This is a genomic window from Bacteroides eggerthii (assembly GCF_025146565.1).
In the GTDB taxonomy this organism is placed as follows: domain Bacteria; phylum Bacteroidota; class Bacteroidia; order Bacteroidales; family Bacteroidaceae; genus Bacteroides; species Bacteroides eggerthii.
On the sequence record NZ_CP102258.1, the window covers coordinates 3,373,873 to 3,394,141 of the forward strand.

The 20,269-nt window shown below is 40.9% G+C and carries 20 protein-coding genes; 10 read left to right on the forward strand and 10 right to left on the reverse strand.

Going from position 1 to position 20,269, the window contains the following annotated elements; genetic code table 11:
• Positions 1–161: 161 nt before the first annotated feature.
• Positions 162–2,081, reverse strand: coding sequence for a molecular chaperone DnaK (gene dnaK / locus NQ546_RS13930; RefSeq protein WP_004290467.1), 1,920 nt, complete (start codon positions 2,079–2,081; stop codon positions 162–164).
• Positions 2,082–2,357: 276 nt separating this feature from the next.
• Between dnaK and NQ546_RS13935 the strand changes: the two genes are divergently transcribed.
• Together NQ546_RS13935 and NQ546_RS13940 are read left to right on the forward strand one after the other, a co-directional pair.
• Complete coding sequence (locus NQ546_RS13935) at positions 2,358–3,764, forward strand: MATE family efflux transporter (protein ID WP_004290466.1); 1,407 nt, start codon at positions 2,358–2,360, stop codon at positions 3,762–3,764.
• A complete protein-coding gene (locus NQ546_RS13940; protein ID WP_004290464.1) occupies positions 3,736–4,314 on the forward strand; it encodes a Crp/Fnr family transcriptional regulator in 579 nt (192 codons plus the stop codon). The genes NQ546_RS13935 and NQ546_RS13940 overlap by 29 nt, the downstream gene beginning before the upstream one ends.
• A 110-nt stretch (positions 4,315–4,424) precedes the next feature.
• On the opposite strand, the gene NQ546_RS13945 is transcribed toward NQ546_RS13940, so the two are convergent.
• Complete coding sequence (locus NQ546_RS13945; protein WP_004290463.1) at positions 4,425–5,216, reverse strand: META domain-containing protein; 792 nt, start codon at positions 5,214–5,216, stop codon at positions 4,425–4,427.
• Between the two features lie 195 nt (positions 5,217–5,411).
• On the opposite strand from NQ546_RS13945, the gene NQ546_RS13950 reads away from it, so the two are divergent.
• From NQ546_RS13950 to NQ546_RS13970, 5 genes are all read left to right on the forward strand, one after another.
• Entirely contained in the window at positions 5,412–6,605 is a 1,194-nt protein-coding gene (locus NQ546_RS13950; RefSeq protein WP_004290462.1) for a saccharopine dehydrogenase family protein, read from the forward strand.
• 52 nt (positions 6,606–6,657) lie between these two features.
• Positions 6,658–7,107 carry a thioredoxin-dependent thiol peroxidase gene (gene bcp / locus NQ546_RS13955; RefSeq protein ID WP_004290461.1) on the forward strand — a complete coding sequence of 150 codons (450 nt, stop codon included), beginning with the start codon at positions 6,658–6,660 and terminating at the stop codon, positions 7,105–7,107.
• Between the two features lie 45 nt (positions 7,108–7,152).
• Positions 7,153–8,190 (forward strand): recombinase RecA, encoded by a 1,038-nt coding sequence (recA, locus tag NQ546_RS13960; protein ID WP_004290460.1) that lies wholly within the window; start codon positions 7,153–7,155, stop codon positions 8,188–8,190.
• 485 nt (positions 8,191–8,675) lie between these two features.
• Positions 8,676–9,272: a hypothetical protein gene (locus NQ546_RS13965; protein WP_039953330.1), complete on the forward strand. Its 597-nt coding sequence runs from the start codon at positions 8,676–8,678 to the stop codon at positions 9,270–9,272.
• A gap of 2 nt (positions 9,273–9,274) precedes the next feature.
• Positions 9,275–9,571, forward strand: a complete 297-nt coding sequence (locus NQ546_RS13970) for a transcription termination/antitermination NusG family protein (RefSeq protein WP_004290458.1) — start codon at positions 9,275–9,277, stop codon at positions 9,569–9,571.
• A gap of 63 nt (positions 9,572–9,634) precedes the next feature.
• On the opposite strand, the gene NQ546_RS13975 is transcribed toward NQ546_RS13970, so the two are convergent.
• Positions 9,635–9,979: a helix-turn-helix domain-containing protein gene (locus NQ546_RS13975; protein WP_004290457.1), complete on the reverse strand. Its 345-nt coding sequence runs from the start codon at positions 9,977–9,979 to the stop codon at positions 9,635–9,637.
• A gap of 161 nt (positions 9,980–10,140) precedes the next feature.
• On the opposite strand from NQ546_RS13975, the gene NQ546_RS13980 reads away from it, so the two are divergent.
• Together NQ546_RS13980 and NQ546_RS13985 are read left to right on the forward strand one after the other, a co-directional pair.
• Positions 10,141–10,737 carry a hypothetical protein gene (locus NQ546_RS13980; RefSeq protein WP_004290456.1) on the forward strand — a complete coding sequence of 199 codons (597 nt, stop codon included), beginning with the start codon at positions 10,141–10,143 and terminating at the stop codon, positions 10,735–10,737.
• Positions 10,738–10,739: 2 nt separating this feature from the next.
• Positions 10,740–11,036, forward strand: coding sequence for a UpxY family transcription antiterminator (locus NQ546_RS13985; protein ID WP_004290455.1), 297 nt, complete (start codon positions 10,740–10,742; stop codon positions 11,034–11,036).
• On the opposite strand, the gene NQ546_RS13990 is transcribed toward NQ546_RS13985, so the two are convergent.
• From NQ546_RS13990 to NQ546_RS14000, 3 genes are all read right to left on the reverse strand, one after another.
• Positions 11,024–12,046 carry a YeiH family protein gene (locus tag NQ546_RS13990; protein ID WP_004290454.1) on the reverse strand — a complete coding sequence of 341 codons (1,023 nt, stop codon included), beginning with the start codon at positions 12,044–12,046 and terminating at the stop codon, positions 11,024–11,026. The genes NQ546_RS13985 and NQ546_RS13990 overlap by 13 nt on opposite strands.
• Before the next feature lie 81 nt (positions 12,047–12,127).
• Entirely contained in the window at positions 12,128–13,024 is an 897-nt protein-coding gene (locus tag NQ546_RS13995) for a LysR family transcriptional regulator (RefSeq protein ID WP_004290453.1), read from the reverse strand.
• Between the two features lie 20 nt (positions 13,025–13,044).
• Positions 13,045–13,662, reverse strand: coding sequence for a DUF6621 family protein (locus NQ546_RS14000; RefSeq protein WP_172556396.1), 618 nt, complete (start codon positions 13,660–13,662; stop codon positions 13,045–13,047).
• Positions 13,663–13,851: 189 nt separating this feature from the next.
• On the opposite strand from NQ546_RS14000, the gene clpB reads away from it, so the two are divergent.
• Positions 13,852–16,446, forward strand: a complete 2,595-nt coding sequence (gene clpB, locus NQ546_RS14005) for an ATP-dependent chaperone ClpB (protein ID WP_004290451.1) — start codon at positions 13,852–13,854, stop codon at positions 16,444–16,446.
• Positions 16,447–16,522: 76 nt separating this feature from the next.
• On the opposite strand, the gene NQ546_RS14010 is transcribed toward clpB, so the two are convergent.
• From NQ546_RS14010 to NQ546_RS14025, 4 genes are all read right to left on the reverse strand, one after another.
• On the reverse strand, positions 16,523–17,767 hold the full coding sequence (locus NQ546_RS14010; RefSeq protein ID WP_004290450.1) for a DegT/DnrJ/EryC1/StrS family aminotransferase: 1,245 nt from the start codon (positions 17,765–17,767) through the stop codon (positions 16,523–16,525).
• 14 nt (positions 17,768–17,781) lie between these two features.
• A complete protein-coding gene (locus NQ546_RS14015) occupies positions 17,782–18,372 on the reverse strand; it encodes an acetyltransferase (protein WP_004290449.1) in 591 nt (196 codons plus the stop codon).
• A 12-nt stretch (positions 18,373–18,384) separates the two neighbouring features.
• Positions 18,385–18,993 carry a sugar transferase gene (locus NQ546_RS14020; RefSeq protein ID WP_004290448.1) on the reverse strand — a complete coding sequence of 203 codons (609 nt, stop codon included), beginning with the start codon at positions 18,991–18,993 and terminating at the stop codon, positions 18,385–18,387.
• Positions 18,994–19,056: 63 nt separating this feature from the next.
• Positions 19,057–20,268: a glycosyltransferase family 4 protein gene (locus NQ546_RS14025; RefSeq protein WP_004290447.1), complete on the reverse strand. Its 1,212-nt coding sequence runs from the start codon at positions 20,266–20,268 to the stop codon at positions 19,057–19,059.
• Position 20,269: the final 1 nt, after the last annotated feature.

The window sequence follows — 20,269 nt, forward strand, 5'->3', positions numbered from 1 at the left end:
CCTTATCGCCAAATAAGACGTGTCGCAAACATGTCGCAAATAAGAGATAAAAAAGCCCATAGAAAACGCATAGCAACCATGAACCCTATAAACACAAAAGCGTGCAACTCGTTGAGCTGCACGCTTTTGCTTATTGTTTATTATCTGTTTCCTTATCGGAATCATTTGACCTCCTCAAAATCAGCATCCTGTACATTATCACCATGCTTATTATTATCTTGTGCACCGCCTTGTTGTCCGCCATTCATGTCAGGACCAGCCTGTGCACCACCTTGAGCACCACTCTGAGCATACATTTCAGCGCTTGCTGCTTGGAAAGCCGTATTCAACTCAGCCATTGCTGAATCAACGGCAGCCAAATCCTGAGCCTTGTGAGCATCTTTCAGTTTCTGCAACGCAGCTTCAATCGGAGCCTTCTTGTCAGCAGGTAATTTATCTCCTAATTCCTTTAGCTGATTTTCAGTAGTGAAAATCATTGAGTCAGCTTGATTCAGCTTATCAACTTTCTCACGTTCTTTCTTATCAGCTTCAGCATTAGCTTCAGCTTCGGCTTTCATCTTTTCAATTTCTTCCTTACTCAAGCCACTGGAAGCCTCAATACGGATAGCCTGTTCTTTACCGGTAGCCTTATCTTTAGCAGATACTTTCAAGATACCGTTGGCATCAATATCGAATGTAACTTCAATCTGAGGAATACCACGACGTGCCGGAGCAATACCTGTCAAGTTAAACTGACCGATTGACTTATTCTGTGCAGCCATCGGACGTTCGCCCTGCAATACATGGATAGTAACTTCCGTCTGATTATCGGCAGCAGTAGAGAATGTCTCACTCTTCTTACAAGGAATAGTCGTATTAGCATCAATTAACTTAGTCATTACGCCACCCATAGTTTCAATACCCATAGACAAAGGAGTAACATCCAGCAATACAACACCCTTGATTTCATCTGTCAAAACTGCACCCTGTACAGCAGCACCCACAGCAACTACCTCATCCGGATTTACACCTTTAGAAGGAACTTTACCGAAGAAATCCTCAACCAATTTCTGTACAGCCGGTATACGTGAAGAACCACCAACAAGGATAACTTCATCTATATCAGAATTGCCCAAACCAGCATCGCTCATTGCTTTCTTGCAAGGTTCAAGACAAGCCTGAATCAAGTTGTGAGCCAAAGCTTCGAATTTAGCGCGTGTCAAAGTCTTAACCAAATGTTTGGGCACACCACCTACCGGCATAATATACGGTAAGTTGATTTCAGTGCTGGTAGAAGAGGACAATTCAATCTTAGCCTTTTCCGCAGCTTCTTTCAAACGTTGCATAGCCATCGGATCCTGAGTCAAGTCAGCGCCTTCGTCATTCTTAAACTCTTGAACCAGCCAATCGATAATTACTTGGTCGAAGTCATCACCACCAAGGTGAGTATCACCGTTAGTTGACAATACTTCGAACACACCGCCACCAAATTCAAGGATAGAAATATCGAATGTACCGCCACCCAAGTCAAATACGGCAACTTTCATATCTTTATGCGCCTTGTCGATACCATAAGCCAAAGCAGCAGCAGTCGGCTCGTTCACAATACGTTTTACTTCCAAACCAGCAATCTGACCTGCTTCTTTAGTAGCCTGACGTTGAGAATCGGAGAAATAAGCCGGAACGGTTATAACAGCTTCCGTTACTTCTTGTCCCAAATAGTCCTCAGCCGTCTTTTTCATTTTCTGCAGAATCATTGCAGAGATTTCCTGCGGAGTATAAAGACGTCCGTCAATATCTACACGCGGAGTATTATTATCTCCCTTTACTACTTTATAAGGTACGCGAGCTATTTCTTTCTGTACTTGATCCCAGTTCTCACCCATGAAACGTTTGATTGAGAATACTGTTCTCGTCGGATTTGTAATAGCCTGACGTTTTGCAGGATCACCTACTTTGCGTTCACCACCGTCAACAAACGCTACCACTGAAGGAGTTGTGCGTTTACCTTCACTATTTGCTATTACTACAGGCTCATTACCTTCAAATACGGAAACACAAGAGTTTGTTGTTCCTAAGTCAATACCAATAATTTTTCCCATGATCGTTATTATTTTTATTTGTTATTATTCTAATGTTGGTATCCGCCTCATCGGCAGACGCCAATAAAAAGACAAACGTCGTGCCAAATTGTTCAAGCGGGTAGCAGATTTATGAATGTGACAGCTTGCCTGTCAGTTTGGCAGAGTTAATTTTCTTTTTTCTGTCGGAAATTACCATTTGTTAATATCTATCCCACTTAAAAGCTCTACTTTTGCCCCCCGAAAAAGAATAACCCTTTTATTCGGAAGGAAAGAGATATTTCAAATTATAAGATTATGGAAAAAATGAGAGACAGCATCGACTTCAAAAACATGGACATTGCGGCACTATTCCGTAAATTACTGCTCCCTACGGTATTGGGGATGATATTTTCCGCATTATTCGTCATCACCGACGGTATCTTTGTGGGGAAAGGCATTGGCAGTGACGCTCTTGCTGCCGTCAATATTGTGGCTCCACTATGGTTATTTTCTACCGGTATCGGTCTGATGTTCGGCGTAGGGGCGTCTGTAGTTGCTTCTATCCACTTGTCACACAACAAGCCCAAGGTAGCACGCATCAACATCACACAGTCAATCGTAGTGTCTTCCCTATTACTAATGTGTACTTCTACCCTGTTCTGCCTGTTTGCCCCCCAAGTAGTACATCTATTAGGTGGTTCGGAACGGCTTGAACCCCTTGCGGTAGAATACATGCTTTGGTTTGTTCCTTTCTCCGCTTTTACGGCTTTGCTCAATTCCGGAATGTTTTTCCTGCGATTGGACGGTTCACCCAACTTTGCCATGCTATGCAATATAACAGCTGCCGTTCTGAACATCATACTCGATTACCTGTTCATCTTCCCGCTCGGATGGGGTATGTTTGGCGCAGCACTGGCAAGTGCCATAGGTACAATGATAGGAGCAATAATGATCATCATTTACCTTTTCCGACATAATTGCACACTACGTTTCTATCCGGTGAAGTTCAGCATCAACAGCATGAAGCTGATGAAACGTAATATCGGCTACATGTGCCGGCTGGGATCATCTGCTTTTTTGTGCGAGGTGGCAATTGCCTGTATGATGTTTGTCGGCAATCAGGTATTCATTCATTATCTGAAAGAAGATGGTGTGGCAGCATTCAGCATTGCCTGCTATTTCTTTCCGATTATATTTATGGTCTATAATGCTATCGCACAGTCGGCACAACCCATTATCAGTTTCAATTACGGACTCAACGAAACCCAGCGTGTACGTCGAGCCTATCTGCTTGCATTGAAAACAGCTATTGGTTGCGGAGTCTGTTTTGCTTTAATTACAATATTCTGCAGCAAAGAGATCGTCTCTATGTTCATCGACCGAAGTTATCCTGCCTATGACATAGCAGTAGAAGGTTTGCCTTTATATGCATCCGGTTTCATATTTTTTGCAATCAACATTGTTTCCATCGGATATTTCCAAAGCGTGGAACGCGCCCAATATGCCACTGTTATTACCTTATTACGCGGATTTATTCTACTGACTCTCTGCTTTTACGGCCTTCCGCTGCTGTTGGGCAAACCGGGTATCTGGTTAGCTACTCCGCTAGCAGAGCTACTCACCACTATTTTCATAGTTGTTATTTATATAGGCAGGAAAAGAAATGACAAAGAAAATTCCATATCTTTGCAGTATGGAAATCATGCTAAAGAAATTCTGTAAGAAGTATAAACTACCCGAAAAAAGTTTATTCGACCTATTATCTCACATGGAAGAAGTCTCTTTTTCCAAAGGAGAGCTTATTATAAGAAAAGGAGATAGGAACTCAAATTTCTACCTTATAAAAAAAGGTATATGGAGAGCATATTATTTGGCAGACGGAACAGAAAACTCTCTGTGGTTCGTCGGTTCGGGCGAAACTGCATTTTCGTCATGGACCTACGTAGAAGGAAAACCATCACAGATCAATATTGAATCCGTAAATGACAGCATAGCCTATTGCATAAGTAAGGTCAAATTAGAAACCCTCTTTTCACATTCCCTTGAAATGGCCAACTTTGGCAGAAAGATTTTTGAGCGTGAAATATTGTCAGTAGATGCATCGACGCTGGCCTATGGGGCACCGCCTACTGCTAAAGAGCGCTATCTCACATTAATGGAAGAAAATCCCGAACTACTGCAAGATGTACCGCTGAAATATCTGGCTTCATACTTGTATATTACCCCACAATCATTAAGTCGGATACGTGCCGGGCTAAGAAAAAAAGACTAAATGAAAATATCAAGAACTACAATAAAAATTATGCGGATTTATACAGCTAACCGGTCAGTCGGTTAGCTGTATAAATCCGCATAACTATACTGAACAACGATGAGTATCCGTTATTTCCTCACCAATACCATTACTAGATTATCATTCGCATCATAAAACCCCATGCCTCCGCCTGACAGTTTACCAAAAGACTGTGCAGAGTTCAACGCTTTCAACACCCGGCTTTCCACCTCCATATCAGGACAAGCCATCATTGTACTGATCACTTGCGGAAAGCTGATAGACATAGGATTCACTTTGTCCACCTGAAAACCACCATTAATAATATTACAACCGGCATTACCATGCAAACGTTTTTCTGAAATATTAAATTCAATAAACGGTTGCTTTTCCATACCTGACGGAATTGCTTCTCCCCCAGCCTGACTAATCATCCATTTGCCGTTCAACTCAGACAATTTAACAGCAGGCTCTTTTTTCTGCAATACAATCAGTGGACGTTTGGAGGAACCGTACAATGCCATATTATTTTCTCCTAATACTTTATATTTCTTTACCTGGCCTAATGCACTCAATACATTTTTCTCTACCGTCATATCAGGACAAGCCATACGCGTGCTGCCCAAAGCCCCCAAATCAATGGTACCGGGCTTAGCGTTCACATCGAACGACCCCATCATACGGTTACAACCACTATTTCCATACACTTTTCCGGTCTTTGTATCAAAACCAATAAAGGGAAACTCCTGATTGGGAGCAGGCACAACTGCACTTCCGTTAATCTCAATAATATTCCACTCTCCACCCAAAGAAGAAAGAGTTGCAACATTCTTAGTTGAAGCACAAGATGACATCCCCATCAAGGTAGCTGCCATACAAAGGAAAACAAATACTTTTTTCATTGCTATTTTTTGTTTAAGTTAATTTTTACGGAACAAAGATATGTAAAATAACTCAAAAGCAAACCTATTGTTTAGAAATAGCAATACTTTCCCCAAAGTATTTAGCAGGATTTTAATGTTTATCTGAGAATTAAGCCTTATATTTGCTCTTCGAAAAAATGATAATCATATTTAAAACTTTTGTAAGTAGAAGAAATGGGTAAAGTTCTTATTATCGGTGCAGGCGGTGTAGGTACCGTTGTTGCGCATAAAGTGGCTCAAAATCCGGATGTGTTCACAGAAATCATGATTGCGAGTCGCACCAAATCCAAATGTGACGCCGTTGTAAAAGCAATCGGTAACCCTAACATCAAAACCGCCCAGGTAGATGCAGACAGCGTGGACGAGCTGGTGACACTCTTCAATAGTTTCAAACCTGAAATTGTCATAAACGTGGCTCTTCCCTATCAGGATCTTACTATCATGGAAGCCTGTCTGAAAAGTGGAGTAAATTATTTGGATACAGCCAATTATGAGCCTAAAGATGTCGCTCACTTTGAATATAGCTGGCAATGGGCATACAAAAAACGTTTTGAAGAAGCCGGCTTGACAGCTATCCTCGGTTGCGGTTTCGACCCGGGTGTAAGCGGCATCTATACTGCCTATGCTGCCAAACATCATTTTGATGAAATTCAATACCTGGATATAGTAGACTGCAATGCAGGAAACCATCATAAAGCATTTGCAACCAACTTCAATCCGGAAATCAATATTCGTGAGATAACTCAGAACGGACGTTATTACGAAAATGGCGAATGGGTAACTACCCAGCCACTAGAAATCCATAAAGATCTCACCTACCCAAACATCGGACCGCGTGATTCCTATCTCCTATATCACGAAGAATTGGAATCTTTAGTAAAGAACTTCCCTACCATCAAACGGGCACGTTTTTGGATGACATTCGGGCAAGAATACCTGACACATCTGCGTGTTATCCAAAATATCGGCATGGCGCGTATTGACGAAGTTGAATACAACGGAATGAAAATCGTTCCGCTGCAATTTCTGAAAGCTGTACTTCCCAATCCACAGGATTTAGGCGAGAATTACGAAGGTGAGACTTCTATTGGCTGTCGCATCCGCGGTTTGAAAGACGGGAAAGAACATACCTATTATATATATAACAATTGCAGCCATCAGGAGGCTTACAAAGAAACAGGTATGCAGGGTGTGAGTTACACAACCGGCGTCCCAGCCATGATTGGTGCTATGATGTTCTTCAAAGGTCTATGGAAAAAGCCGGGCGTATGGAACGTAGAGGAGTTCGATCCCGATCCGTTCATGGAACAGCTTAACAAACAGGGATTACCCTGGCATGAAGTAATCGATGGCGACTTGGAAGTTTAAATTAGCGATTAATCAATAATCACCAATTACTAACCTCAAAACATTGAACAACGTGAATATCGGAGATAAAGCACCCGAAATACTGGGTATTAATGAAAAGGGCGAAGAAATCCGTCTGAGCAATTATAAAGGGAAAAAGATTGTACTATACTTTTATCCCAAAGACTCAACTTCAGGTTGTACAGCACAAGCCTGCAACCTGCGCGACAACTATGCCGACTTACGTAAAGCCGGTTACGAAGTTATCGGAGTTAGTGTAGACAACGAAAAGTCTCACCAAAAATTCATCGAAAAGAACGACTTACCTTTTACTCTAATTGCAGATACAGATAAGAAACTGGTAGAGCATTTCGGCGTATGGGGCGAAAAAAGTATGTACGGGCGTAAATATATGGGAACTTTCCGCACCACCTTTATTATTAGCGAAGAAGGGGTAATTGAGCGTATCATCACCCCTAAGGAAGTAAAGACCAAAGATCACGCCGCACAAATCATACTGTAGTGATTGATAATAAATCACTAAATACTAATATTAATCACTAAAATAATGGCAAAAAAAGACGAACTTAATTTTGAAAACGGAAATAATATGGCAGCAAGCGAAAAACTAAAGGCACTACAAGCTGCCATGGATAAGATAGAAAAAAGCTTCGGTAAAGGCTCTATCATGAAAATGGGAGACGAAAGTGTCGAACAAGTAGAAGTAATCCCCACCGGTTCTATCGGATTGAACGTGGCGCTGGGCGTAGGCGGTTATCCTCGTGGCCGTATCATTGAAATATACGGTCCGGAATCTTCCGGAAAAACGACATTGGCAATTCATGCTATTGCCGAAGCGCAAAAAGCAGGGGGTATCGCAGCCTTCATTGATGCCGAGCACGCTTTCGACCGTTTCTATGCGGCCAAACTCGGTGTAGACGTGGACAACCTCCTTATTTCACAGCCAGACAATGGAGAACAGGCATTGGAAATAGCAGAACAACTCATTCGTTCTTCCGCTATCGATATCATTGTAGTAGACTCCGTAGCCGCTCTGACACCGAAAGCGGAAATTGAAGGCGACATGGGTGATAACAAAGTAGGTTTGCAAGCGCGTCTAATGTCACAGGCGTTGCGCAAACTGACATCTGCCGTAAGTAAGACACGTACAACTTGTATCTTCATCAACCAGCTCCGCGAAAAGATAGGTGTGATGTTTGGCAATCCTGAAACAACCACCGGTGGAAATGCATTGAAGTTCTACGCTTCTGTACGCCTTGATATACGCGGAGGCCAAGCTATCAAGAATGGTGAGGAAGTTATTGGTAAGCAAACTAAAGTAAAAGTTGTAAAGAACAAAGTAGCTCCTCCTTTCCGCAGAGCTGAATTCGACATTATGTTTGGAGAAGGTATCTCTCGTGCAGGAGAAATCATCGACTTAGGTGCAGAACTAGGCATTGTTAAGAAAAGCGGTTCTTGGTTTAGCTACAATGATACGAAAATTGCACAAGGACGTGATGCGGCTAAACAAGTTATTCTAGATAATCCGGAATTAGCAGAGGAACTGGAAGGACTTATCTTTGCAGAATTGAGAAAGGATAAATAAAGTATTTGGATACCGATTCCCATAGTGTAACAGTACAGAAATAATATTACACATCGGATTAGTTATAGTAATACATCAGAGTCTGAACATATATTATATAGAAAATGCGGATGAAGTATCCGCATTTTCTATATAATATATGTTTCATTTATATCATTATGTAAGTTATATCATATTCCGATGCAGCACTCTTCTGCACAACCACATACTTATAAAATAAAATTACTACTTCATCCCTCTTCTTTTTTTCTGTAAGAATGGAATAAAAGCAGCTTCAAAAAGTAAATAAAAAATTCAAAGACAAATAAAAGTCATAAAGTTTACACGAAACTTGTAATTATCTCTATATAACCTAATCTTCTATATTATTACAGATTCATTTTTCTACTATTAATTGTTTAATTTATTTATGATATTTTTGTTTTATCAATTTATTTATGATATTTTTGTTGCACAATCGAACAAATCAATATATAACAAAAATTATGACGCTGATACCTTATATTTTAATTGCAATTCCAACATGCCTACTTGCCATTGCTGTATGGACCTATTTTGATTATCGTAAATATAAGAAAAAGAACTCGTTGATTCTTTTATTATTCCTTTTTTATCCGATGCTGTTGCATGCGCAATACACAGATCGCAATCATTGCAGCATTGCATTTACATCACACAAGAATCAACCGGGAACATTGGAACAGGTCAAAGACAATATGATTTTTCAATTCATACCGAATAACGACTTCTGGAAAATAATCATTAAAAATAATAATAGTGAAGATGCCCAAATTAACTGGGAAAAAGCCAGCTTCATTATCAACGGAAGAGCGTCCGGCATCAGTCTCCAACCTCACTCCACCGAGAGCAACCCTATGGATATAATCAAAAACAATTCTGAAATAACCCGTACTGTTACCGCATCCAAATTGATTGCAGAAAACAAAATCAATAGGATATACGATAAGCAAGATTTGAAGAAGGGCGGAAAGACCTCTGTCAGCATAACTCTTCCAATAGGCGTAGGCGACAAACCGCAATTCTTTCATATATTCAATTTTATAGTAACACAAGACAACTAACTATGACTTTTCAATATATCGTTGACCACTTGGGCAAGCCGCATTCTTGGTACGTCGTATTAACAGGTCCCCACGTTGAACTGGATATCAAAAGAAAATTAGAACAACAAGGTTTCATTACCTATGTTCCTTTTGATTCCATTCAGCGGCATTGGGCAGGACGTACAAAAAAGATACACATTCCAACAATAACGAGGTGTGTATTAGTATACACTACTAATGAAGAAATTCAAAGGATACAAAAGGAATATGTCATCTTACCTTTTCAAACCATTACGGCTTTATATCAAAGCCAATAAATCTTCTACAAAAACATGAATATAACATTAGTAACAATGGCTGTAGGATTGGAAAACAACAAACTATTTCAACACATCAGAAAGTTTTTTTTTCAAATTCAACCTTGCTAGATCTTCCGGTTTCAATTCTAACTCCACTAAAATTTTAGCAGTAGCAACATTATATACAGATTCTTTTACATCACAATTTGTCTGTCCTTCACGCAAAGAGTATAGCATGGCAAAATCATAATTCAACGCTCGCGAGACGTTATATAAAGTATCAGTATCAATACTTTTTCGTGTCAACATATAATCGACACTCTGAGGTCTAACTCCCAGTCTCCTTGCAAGTTCAGCCTTAGTAACCTGATTATCAGCCATGACATTCCTGATAATCTCGCCAATATATATATTACTCTTTTCCATTTCTATGAAGATACGAATTAATTAGTCAGGCTAAAACTACTTGAATAATAATTTATCTGATTATTTGTTTGAATTAATACATAATTTATTTGTTTTATCAATTAAATTATGATATTTTTGCCACATATTCACATAAATAAAAAAGATAATACATATAAGCTATGACATTGACTATTTATATTCTCATTGCAATACCTATTTGTATACTAACCATCCTTATATGGGCTTACTTTGACTATCAAAAATATAAGCGGGAACATCATCTCATTATTCTACTGTCATTTTTGTTTCCCACATTATCGCATGCCCAATATGTTGACAATGAAAAATGTTGTATTTCATTTAAAACGTATGAGAATCATCAAGGTATATTAGAATATATCAAAGAAAATGTAACTTATCAATTCATTCCGAGTAGCAATGCATGGAAAGTTACCGTCAAAAACAATACCAATGAAACAATATGGCTCAATTGGGAAAAAGCCAACTTCATTATCAACGGAAGAGCATCAGGCGTCAGTTTCTACCCCTCTACAACGGGCAAACTTCCCATGGAAAGCATCAATAGCAATCATGAAATAAACCGAGCAATTACTGCATCCAATCTAATTACAGGAAAAGGTATTGGCAAAATATACAATAAAAGAAGTATTAGAAAGGGACAAAAAACTTCCGCTACCATCATTCTGCCAATAAAAATCGGGAACGAACCGCCATTCTATCACACATTTAATTTTATAGTAACACAAGACAACTAACTATGACTTTCCAATATATTATCAATCACTTAGATAAACCACATTTGTGGTATATCGTACTGACTGGTCCGCACGCCGAACTGAGTACTAAAAAGAAACTGGAGCAACAAGGCTATATCACTTATGTTCCACTGGTTCCGGTTCGGCGTAGTTGGGCGGGATACATAAAAGAAATACACATCCCGGCGATAACGAGATGTGTATTTGTATATGCAACCAATCAAGAGATTCAAGGGATGCAAAAAGAATATACCATCCTGCCTCCTCAAACCATCACAGCTTTACATCAAAACCAATAAATATAAACCAGTGTACTGAAACTAATAACTATCCACAGCAATATACCTTGTACAAGCGGCTTAACCCCTACTGCTTTCAGGACATCACGCGACAAGGAAGCGCCGATAAAGAATAAAGTTATTGTCAATGTTTTACGGGCAATACTATTGATTCCCGCACCAATCAACATACCTGTTTCTGAAAGGCTCAGCACATAGGTATTGACAATCATTGCCAAAACAAAGAAGAAGATAAACCAAGGAATGCTAATCTTTTGTCCCTTACTCTTAAAAATAAATGAAGTCGCGATTGCCAATGGAATAATCCAAAGAGCACGAGTCAGTTTGATAGTAGTGGCAATCTTCAGAGCTTCTTCACCATAGGCAGCACCTGCACCAACCACCGAACTGGTGTCATGGATAGCAATAGCAGCCCATGTACCAAACTCTTGCTGACTCATATTCAAGGCATGCCCTATTGCAGGAAATATAAACAAAGCCACTGCATTCAAGATAAAAATCGTACCCAAAGCCACAGACATTTCACTATCTTTTGCTTTCAGCACCGGCCCCACAGCAGCAATAGCACTACCACCACAAATAGCCGTACCCGAACTGATCAGATAGGAAGTATCACGATCCACTTTCAAAAACTTACGACCAATGACCCAACCGATAAGTAACGTACCTATCACAGAGATAATCGTAAATTCCATTCCTTCCTTACCGGAAGCAAGTGAAGCCTGCAAGTTCATGCCGAATCCCAATCCTACTACCGAATACTGCAACAGATACTTGGACGTTTTTTTATTAAACTTAGGATGTGCCTGTCCGCATAGCAAAGCAAACGCCAGACCAAGGAATAAAGCTACCGGTGGAGTAACCCAAGCGGAATAAGCATGCATTCCCGGAATATAATCAAGAAATAGGAAGAAAGAAAGAATGATAAGAAGTGAAACGTAAATAATTTTGTTGTTGTCCTGCAAAAAAGGCAGATTAACACTTTTTGCAAATGTTCGAGTTGAAGCCATATTCTTTATTTTTATTATTATTTTTCCGGGCGCAAAGGTAGGCTTCTTTCCTCAATCACACCAATCGTTTCTACTTATACACTATAATTTATTGTTATAATGCATTGCAAACTGCATGAATACTTGCGCCAAGCCGCTTTCCTGTCCCTGAGGTTGCGCAAAACTAAAGTCGCGCAACATAGGCATATCCTTAATTTCAACAACACGCAATTGCCCTGAATACAGTTCACGAGTAATGGAACGGATGGAAACAATCCCTAAACAATCCGTATGCTCCAAAAACAACTTGATACTTTCCGTACTTCCCAAATACATCAAAACCTGCAAAGAGGATAACTTTATATTATGTTGTTGCAAAGCGCGCTCGAAGACATCCAATGTCCCCGAACCTCTTTCGCGAAGCACTAAAGGCAGATGCAACAGTTCCTCGGGAGTTATCTCCTCCCCGATGGCAAGTTTACTACCCGTACGGACCACCGCCACCAACTCGTCTTTCAAAAAAGTGGTATATTTGATATTAGGCAAACGAAACACGCCTTCAACAAATCCCAAGTCAATGCGATGTTCCTGCAAAGCAGCCTCTATCTCTCTGGAATTGCCGTTCAGCAACGACAAATTAACATGAGGAAACTTACCGATAAAACTGGCGAGCAAAGGCGGCAATACATACTGGGCAACAGTAGTACTGGCCCCCAGCTTCAAACCGCCGGTGTACTCATTATGCAGCAAATGCATTTCATATTCCAGCCGTTTATAATCTTCCAGAATTCGTTCACAGTGTTCCAAAAGCAATTTGCCTGCCTCAGTCAACGAAATTCTGCTACCTTGCCGGTCAAACAGACGAGTTTGATAAGCGGCTTCCAGTTCTTGTATATGCTTGGTTATTGCAGGCTGGCTGACAAACAATTCTTGCGAAGCTTTCGTAAAGCTCAGGTTCTTCGCAACAGACTGGAACACTTTTAAACGAAAATCACTCACGTTACAATGAATTAGAACAATTAATTATTCTGCAAATCCTCACTCCTTATACCTAACGCCGACATCAACGGATATCCCAAAATCTCCCAACGGTAAGCAACCGGAGTTACCGGCTTTTCCATCCGGAAAAAAACAATGTCTTTTGCATTTCCTTTTTGTCCTGCACTTTCTACTGCCGACTCTTTCAGTACATTTTCAACTTCCTCACCATACTCTTCATTAAAAGGCACGACAATCAACTTTTTCACCTCGGCGGAATTCAAGACTATATGCAATAAATCAAGATACAACTCCCCTCGGGATACAAACCCTTCTGAAGACACAGCCATAAAACAAAATTCCCCTAAGGGACCTTTGAAAGCCATCCCATCCAATTCACTTTTCAAATCGGACGGCAAACAATCTTCCAGCTTCCCGGACTGCTCATCATACACCAAAAGTATTTGCACATCATTACTCCCCTCTTTCACCCCGGCATCCATTGCCAGACACATGGTAAATAGTGCCAAGTCAGCCCTCTGTAAAGAACGGCCCAGCAACGGTTCAAAATACTTTTTCAAGTCATTTATAACAAAATTCAGGTAGGCTGCATCTATCACCATTACCGTTTCGGAAAGTTTTATTCGAGTATTCTCCATAATTACATGTTTATTGCGGGAGTAAAGGTACAAAAAGTTTTGCAGATAAAAGCCATTTGTCATAAATCAGACATTTTGACATTCATTCTCTTCTATTAACTGATTTTTTGTCACATTTCTGCCACTGGCAAATCTTTTGCGCCCGTTCAGGTGTTATGAATCTGATAAAAATAGAAAGGAGAACAAAATATGAACTTTAACAACTTTACTATCAAAGCGCAAGAAGCCGTACAAACGGCTGTAAACCTGACGCAAACGCGGGGGCAACAAGCCATTGAACCCGTACACCTGCTTCAGAGCGTAATGAAAGTGGGCGAAAATGTCACCAACTTCATCTTCCAGAAATTAGGAATGAACGGACAGCAAATCGCACTTGTACTTGACAAGCAAATAGATTCATTACCTAAAGTATCAGGTGGAGAACCTTATCTAAGTCGCGAAACGAACGAAGTCTTTCAAAAAGCCACCCAGTACTCTAAAGAGATGAACGACGAGTTTGTTTCATTGGAACCCATTCTGCTGGCTTTGCTCAATGTAAAGAGCACCGCTTCCACAATCCTCAAAGATGCCGGAATGACGGAAAAAGAATTGCGAAATGCAATCAATGAATTACGAAAAGGCGAAAAAGTAACGTCACAGTCCAGTGAAGACACTTATCAATCATTGGAGAAGTATGCCATTAACCTGAACGAAGCAGCTCGAAGCGGTAAACTGGATCCTGTAATCGGACGTGACGAGGAGATCCGCCGGGTGTTGCAAATCCTGAGCCGCCGTACCAAAAACAACCCTATATTGATAGGCGAGCCGGGTACAGGTAAAACAGCGATTGTAGAAGGTCTTGCCCACCGTATACTACGAGGTGACGTACCCGAAAACCTAAAAAACAAACAGGTATATTCACTGGACATGGGCGCACTGGTTGCAGGAGCCAAATATAAAGGTGAATTCGAAGAACGTCTGAAAGCAGTCATCAATGAAGTGAAGAAATCGGAAGGGGATATCATCCTGTTCATCGATGAAATCCACACATTGGTAGGTGCCGGTAAGGGAGAAGGGGCCATGGATGCCGCCAACATTCTGAAACCGGCCCTGGCACGCGGAGAATTGCGGAGCATTGGCGCCACCACCCTTGATGAGTATCAGAAATACTTTGAAAAGGATAAAGCGTTAGAACGCCGTTTTCAAATTGTCATGGTAAACGAACCGGATACGTTGAGCACCATTTCCATTCTTCGTGGTTTGAAAGAACGTTACGAAAATCACCACCACGTGCGGATTAAAGATGATGCCATTATCGCCGCTGTAGAACTGAGCAACCGCTACATCACCGACCGTTTTCTACCGGACAAGGCTATCGACCTAATGGATGAAGCTGCTGCCAAGCTCCGTATGGAAGTAGATTCCGTACCGGAAGAGTTAGATGAGATTTCACGTAAGATCAAGCAGCTGGAGATTGAACGCGAAGCCATTAAACGTGAAAACGACCGGCCCAAACTGGAACAAATCGGTAAAGAACTTGCAGAACTGAAAGAACAGGAAAAATCCTATAAAGCAAAGTGGCAAAGCGAAAAAACGCTGGTCAACAAGATTCAGCAAAACAAGATAGAGATAGAGAACCTGAAGTTTGAAGCCGACAAAGCGGAACGTGAAGGTGATTACGGAAAGGTTGCCGAAATACGTTATGGCAAACTGCAAGCCCTGAACCAAGAAATTGAAGAAACGCAACAAAAGTTGCACGAAATGCAAGGTGACAAGGCTATGATTAAAGAAGAAGTCGATGCCGAAGATATTGCCGATGTAGTTTCCCGCTGGACAGGCATACCGGTAAGCAAGATGTTGCAGAGCGAAAAGGATAAGCTGCTGCATCTGGAAGACGAGTTACACCAACGGGTCATCGGTCAGGACGAAGCCATTGAAGCCGTATCCGATGCCGTACGCCGCAGCCGCGCAGGATTGCAAGATCCCAAACGTCCTATCGGTTCGTTCCTCTTCCTCGGCACTACCGGTGTGGGCAAGACGGAGCTTGCCAAAGCGCTTGCCGAATTCCTGTTCGATGACGAAACGATGATGACACGTATCGACATGAGCGAGTATCAAGAGAAGCACAGCGTCTCCCGTTTGGTCGGAGCGCCTCCGGGATACGTAGGATATGATGAAGGTGGTCAGTTGACGGAAGCCGTTCGTCGCAAGCCCTACTCTGTCGTGTTGTTCGATGAAATCGAGAAAGCCCATCCGGATGTATTCAACATCTTACTGCAAGTGTTGGACGACGGACGTTTGACGGATAATAAGGGACGTACTGTGAACTTCAAGAACACCATTATCATCATGACCTCCAACATGGGAAGCGGATACATTCAAAGCCAAATGGAAAAGCTGAATGGTTCTAACAAAGAAGAAATTGTGGAAGAGACCAAAAAGGAGGTAATGAATATGTTGAAGAAGACCATCCGTCCGGAATTTCTGAACCGTATCGACGAAACCATCATGTTCCTGCCACTGACGGAAACGGAAATCAAACAGATCGTTGTACTCCAAATCAAGAGTGTGCAGAAAATGCTGTCCGGTAATGGTGTAGAACTTGAATTGACTGATGCCGCCATAGACTTCCTTGCCAATGCAGGATATGACCCTGAATTCGGCGCCCGCCCGGTAAAACGTGCCATACAGCACTACTTGCTGAACGACCTGTCCAAAAAACTATTGTCGCAGGAAGTAGACCGCAACAAGCCCATTACTGTGGATGCAAATGCCACGAAAAATGGATTGATATTCAGAAACTAAATAATAAAAACAGGAGATGTGTACCCCCAATAGCACATCTCCTGTTTTATTTTGATAGATAGCCATATTATCAGACTTAACCTACCATCCCCTCTTTCATCTTCGCAACAATATATCGTACATCATCTTCAGTCACCATCGGGCCACTCGGCAAACACAAACCCTGTTTAAATAACTGTTCACTAACCCCATTCGTATAAGCAGGGGTATCCTTATAAACAGGTTGCTTATGCATGGGTTTCCAAAGAGGACGGCTTTCAATACCAGACCTGTCAAGCCATACACGCATTGCCTCCACATTAAGATTAGGTTCACAAGCCGTATGCGCAGAGCAAACCTCATGTGTAACACCTGCAGCACCGCCAACAACGCCCTGAACCTTCTCCTCATAAGCATGCTCCTCGCCTACTACATGTAGTCCCTCATCCAACAATACCGTATTCAACCAATAGTTGCTGTCATAATCCGCAGAAGGATTGACATGTAACCTAATCCCCTTTACATCTTTCAACAACTCCTGATAAAGCGAGCAAACTACCTTATGATGATTGATATGATCAGCAGCCACAGTCATCTGGCCGCGACCGATACCGGCACAAATATTACTCATACGATAATTGTAACCGATACGTTCGTGCTGATAATAAGGATATGCCTCGCGGGCCTGTGTAGCATAGAACATGATTTCCTTCTTACTCTCAGCATCCGGACAGATCAATGCACCGCCACCCGAGGTGGTGATCATCTTATTACCGTTGAATGAAAGCACCCCAAATTTGCCAAAAGTACCACACATCCGACCTTTGTACCGACTTCCAAAACCTTCGGCGGCATCCTCTATCACCGGAATATCATATTTATCGGCAACAGCCATTATTTCATCCAGTTTGGCAGGCATGCCATACAGATAAACCGGCACAATAGCCTTCGGCTTCTTACCTGTCTTGGCAATACGGTCAGCTATTGCCATATCAAGCAGTTGAGGATCCATATTCCATGTATCCTCTTCAGAATCTACAAATACAGGAGTAGCCCCCAGATAAGTCACAGGATGGGATGATGCGCAGAACGTAAAACTTTGTACCATTACTTCATCACCCACGCCTACACCGCATGCTAAAAGTGACAGATGTACAGCAGCCGTACCGGCAGACAAAGCCACCACATGTTTATTCTCACCTACAAAAGTCTCCAAATCCTGTTCAAAGCCATTTACATTCGGACCGAGTGGAACAACCCAGTTTGTATCGAAAGCTTCGCGTATGAAGTCCTGCTCCTTGCCACTCATGTGAGCTAGGCAAAGATAAATTCGTTTGTCCATAAAATATATGTGATTTATAAAACTATATTTTTAATAATCTTACACCTATTTCCCACAGCCAATACCCCATCTGGAATATCTTTCGTTACGACCGAACCAGCACCAACAACGCTCCATTTCCCAACCTTCACACCAGGAATGATAGTTGAACCTGCACCAATCCATGTACCTTCCCCTATTTCTACATTGCCACAAAGCGTGCAATGCGGAGAAATATGGACAAAATCATTTAAGATACATTCATGATCAACTGAAGCACCAGTATTAATTATACAATGCTTGCCTATTTTGACTTCAGACTGTATTATTGCTCCTTGCATCACTACTGTACCCACATCTATTTTAGCTTCTTCTGAAATTATAGCCGAAGGATGAAAGGCTTTACCAAAAATAACGTTCACTCCCTCTGCTATTTTCTTCCTAACACTGTTATTTCCTATGCTGATAATCAATGGACCTCGGACTTCTCCCGAATGTAATACGGGATAATTAAGAAGTTGATAAAGCTTTTCACTATCATCAAATAATGCTTCAATAGGCTCATGATTAGCACGAAGAATATCAATGATCACTTTTGCATGACCACTGGCACCATATAAATACATTTATCTAAAGGATTAGTTATTTCCAGTAAAAGGCTCCATTGTTGCCGAAGTCTCAGAGCTGATCCCTTCTCTTACAAACACTTTCTTAATTGTTAAAACAATGATTCTCAAATCAAGTATAAAAGAGCAATGATCTACATACCAAACATCCAGCTCAAACTTTTTTGCCCAACTAATAGCATTACGTCCGTTCACTTGTGCCCAGCCCGTAATACCGGGACGAACTTCATGTCTACGTGCTTGCTCTTTATTATACAGAGGAAGATATTGAGGAAGCAAAGGACGAGGACCAATTAAAGCCATATCACCTTTCAACACATTTATTAATTGCGGTAATTCATCTACAGAAGTAGAACGAATCAACTTTCCCACCTTCGTCAAGCGCTGCTCGTCCGGTAATAAATCACCATTCACATCTCGTTCATCAGTCATCGTTTTGAATTTGATAACTTTGAATATCTTACCATTTCTTCCAGGGCGTTCTTGAGTAAAAAATGCTCCCGCTCCTTTATTAGCAAAATGTAGCCATAAAGTAATAAGAAATAATATTGGCCCAATAATAGCCAACATACAGAATACAATGATAAGATCTATCAATCTCTTGAAAAAAGAAGAATACATACTAAAAAATGTACTTACAAATCTATGATAGCCATGCTTCCCGTACCTTATCTCAAATCAAAATCACTCAACAACTGATTCTAAAAATGAAACGAATTCATTTCCTAGCTGTGCCCTCGAAAAATGGGATTCAGCAAAACACCTGGCATTTTTACCACAAGATACTCTGTAATCTTCATTATCCAATAAACTTATCAATCCAACTGCAAATGCTTTAGCATCATTAGGAGTAACAACAACACCCAAATGATTTTCTTTAATCATATCAGCAAGCCACCCAGGATAATTATTCAAGACAGGTAACCCTGACGATATATAATCAAAGAATTTATTAGGAGAGGTACCATAATAGAAAGCTGGAACATTGGCCAAAACCATTAAACCTACATCAGCAGAAGCAACCAACTTATTTAATTCTGTTTTAGGCATAGGTGCATAGAATTTACAATTATCCAACTGCTCTTTTCGAGCTCGTTCCATCAAATGCGGTTTCACTTTACCATCTCCAACAAATACCAGCACAATATCATCTCTTCCCATATCCTTTAAAACAGCAGCTGCATCTAAAATAGCATCTAAACCATTCGCAACCCCATGCGCTCCTGTAAAGATAACCACTTTATCTGTAGGTTTTACTCCTTCTAACAACAAATTATCACGTAAGGATGGTTTGAAAATTTCTAAATCACATCCATTAGGAATCATTGCTATAGGTTTATTAATCTGGCTTCTTTTTTTTATCCCCACACAAATACCAGGAGAAAGCCCTATACAAGCATCTGCACAATGATAACTCAACCATTCCAAAGCACTCATGCCCCATAACCAAAAAGGGTTCCTCATACCCAAAGCTTTAGGCAATTCGGGCCATAAATCCCGGACCTCAAAAACAAATTTCTTCTTTCTAAATAATTTCATTACAATTCCTGGAATACCTGCCGTAAGAGGTGTTGAGGTCGCAAAAAGCAAATCGTAATCCTCTTTTAAAGCTATTGAAATTCCTCTCCAAGCAAATTTCAAAAAAGTCCAAGCCCTCTTATCAATCCCATCTTTATTAGAATATGGTAGTGCTATTTGAATAACTCTTATGCCATCTATCATCCCTTGATGAATTCCTTTCACATTAGTTTCCGGTAGACTTAGCTTTGCCGTTTCACCGCAAACCATACAGACCGAATGCCCTTTTGCTATTAAACGTTGCGCTAACTCATACGAACGTGTACCACCAGCTTGAGTAGGAGTCGTAAAATGTTGATGAAAATATAGAATTTTCATA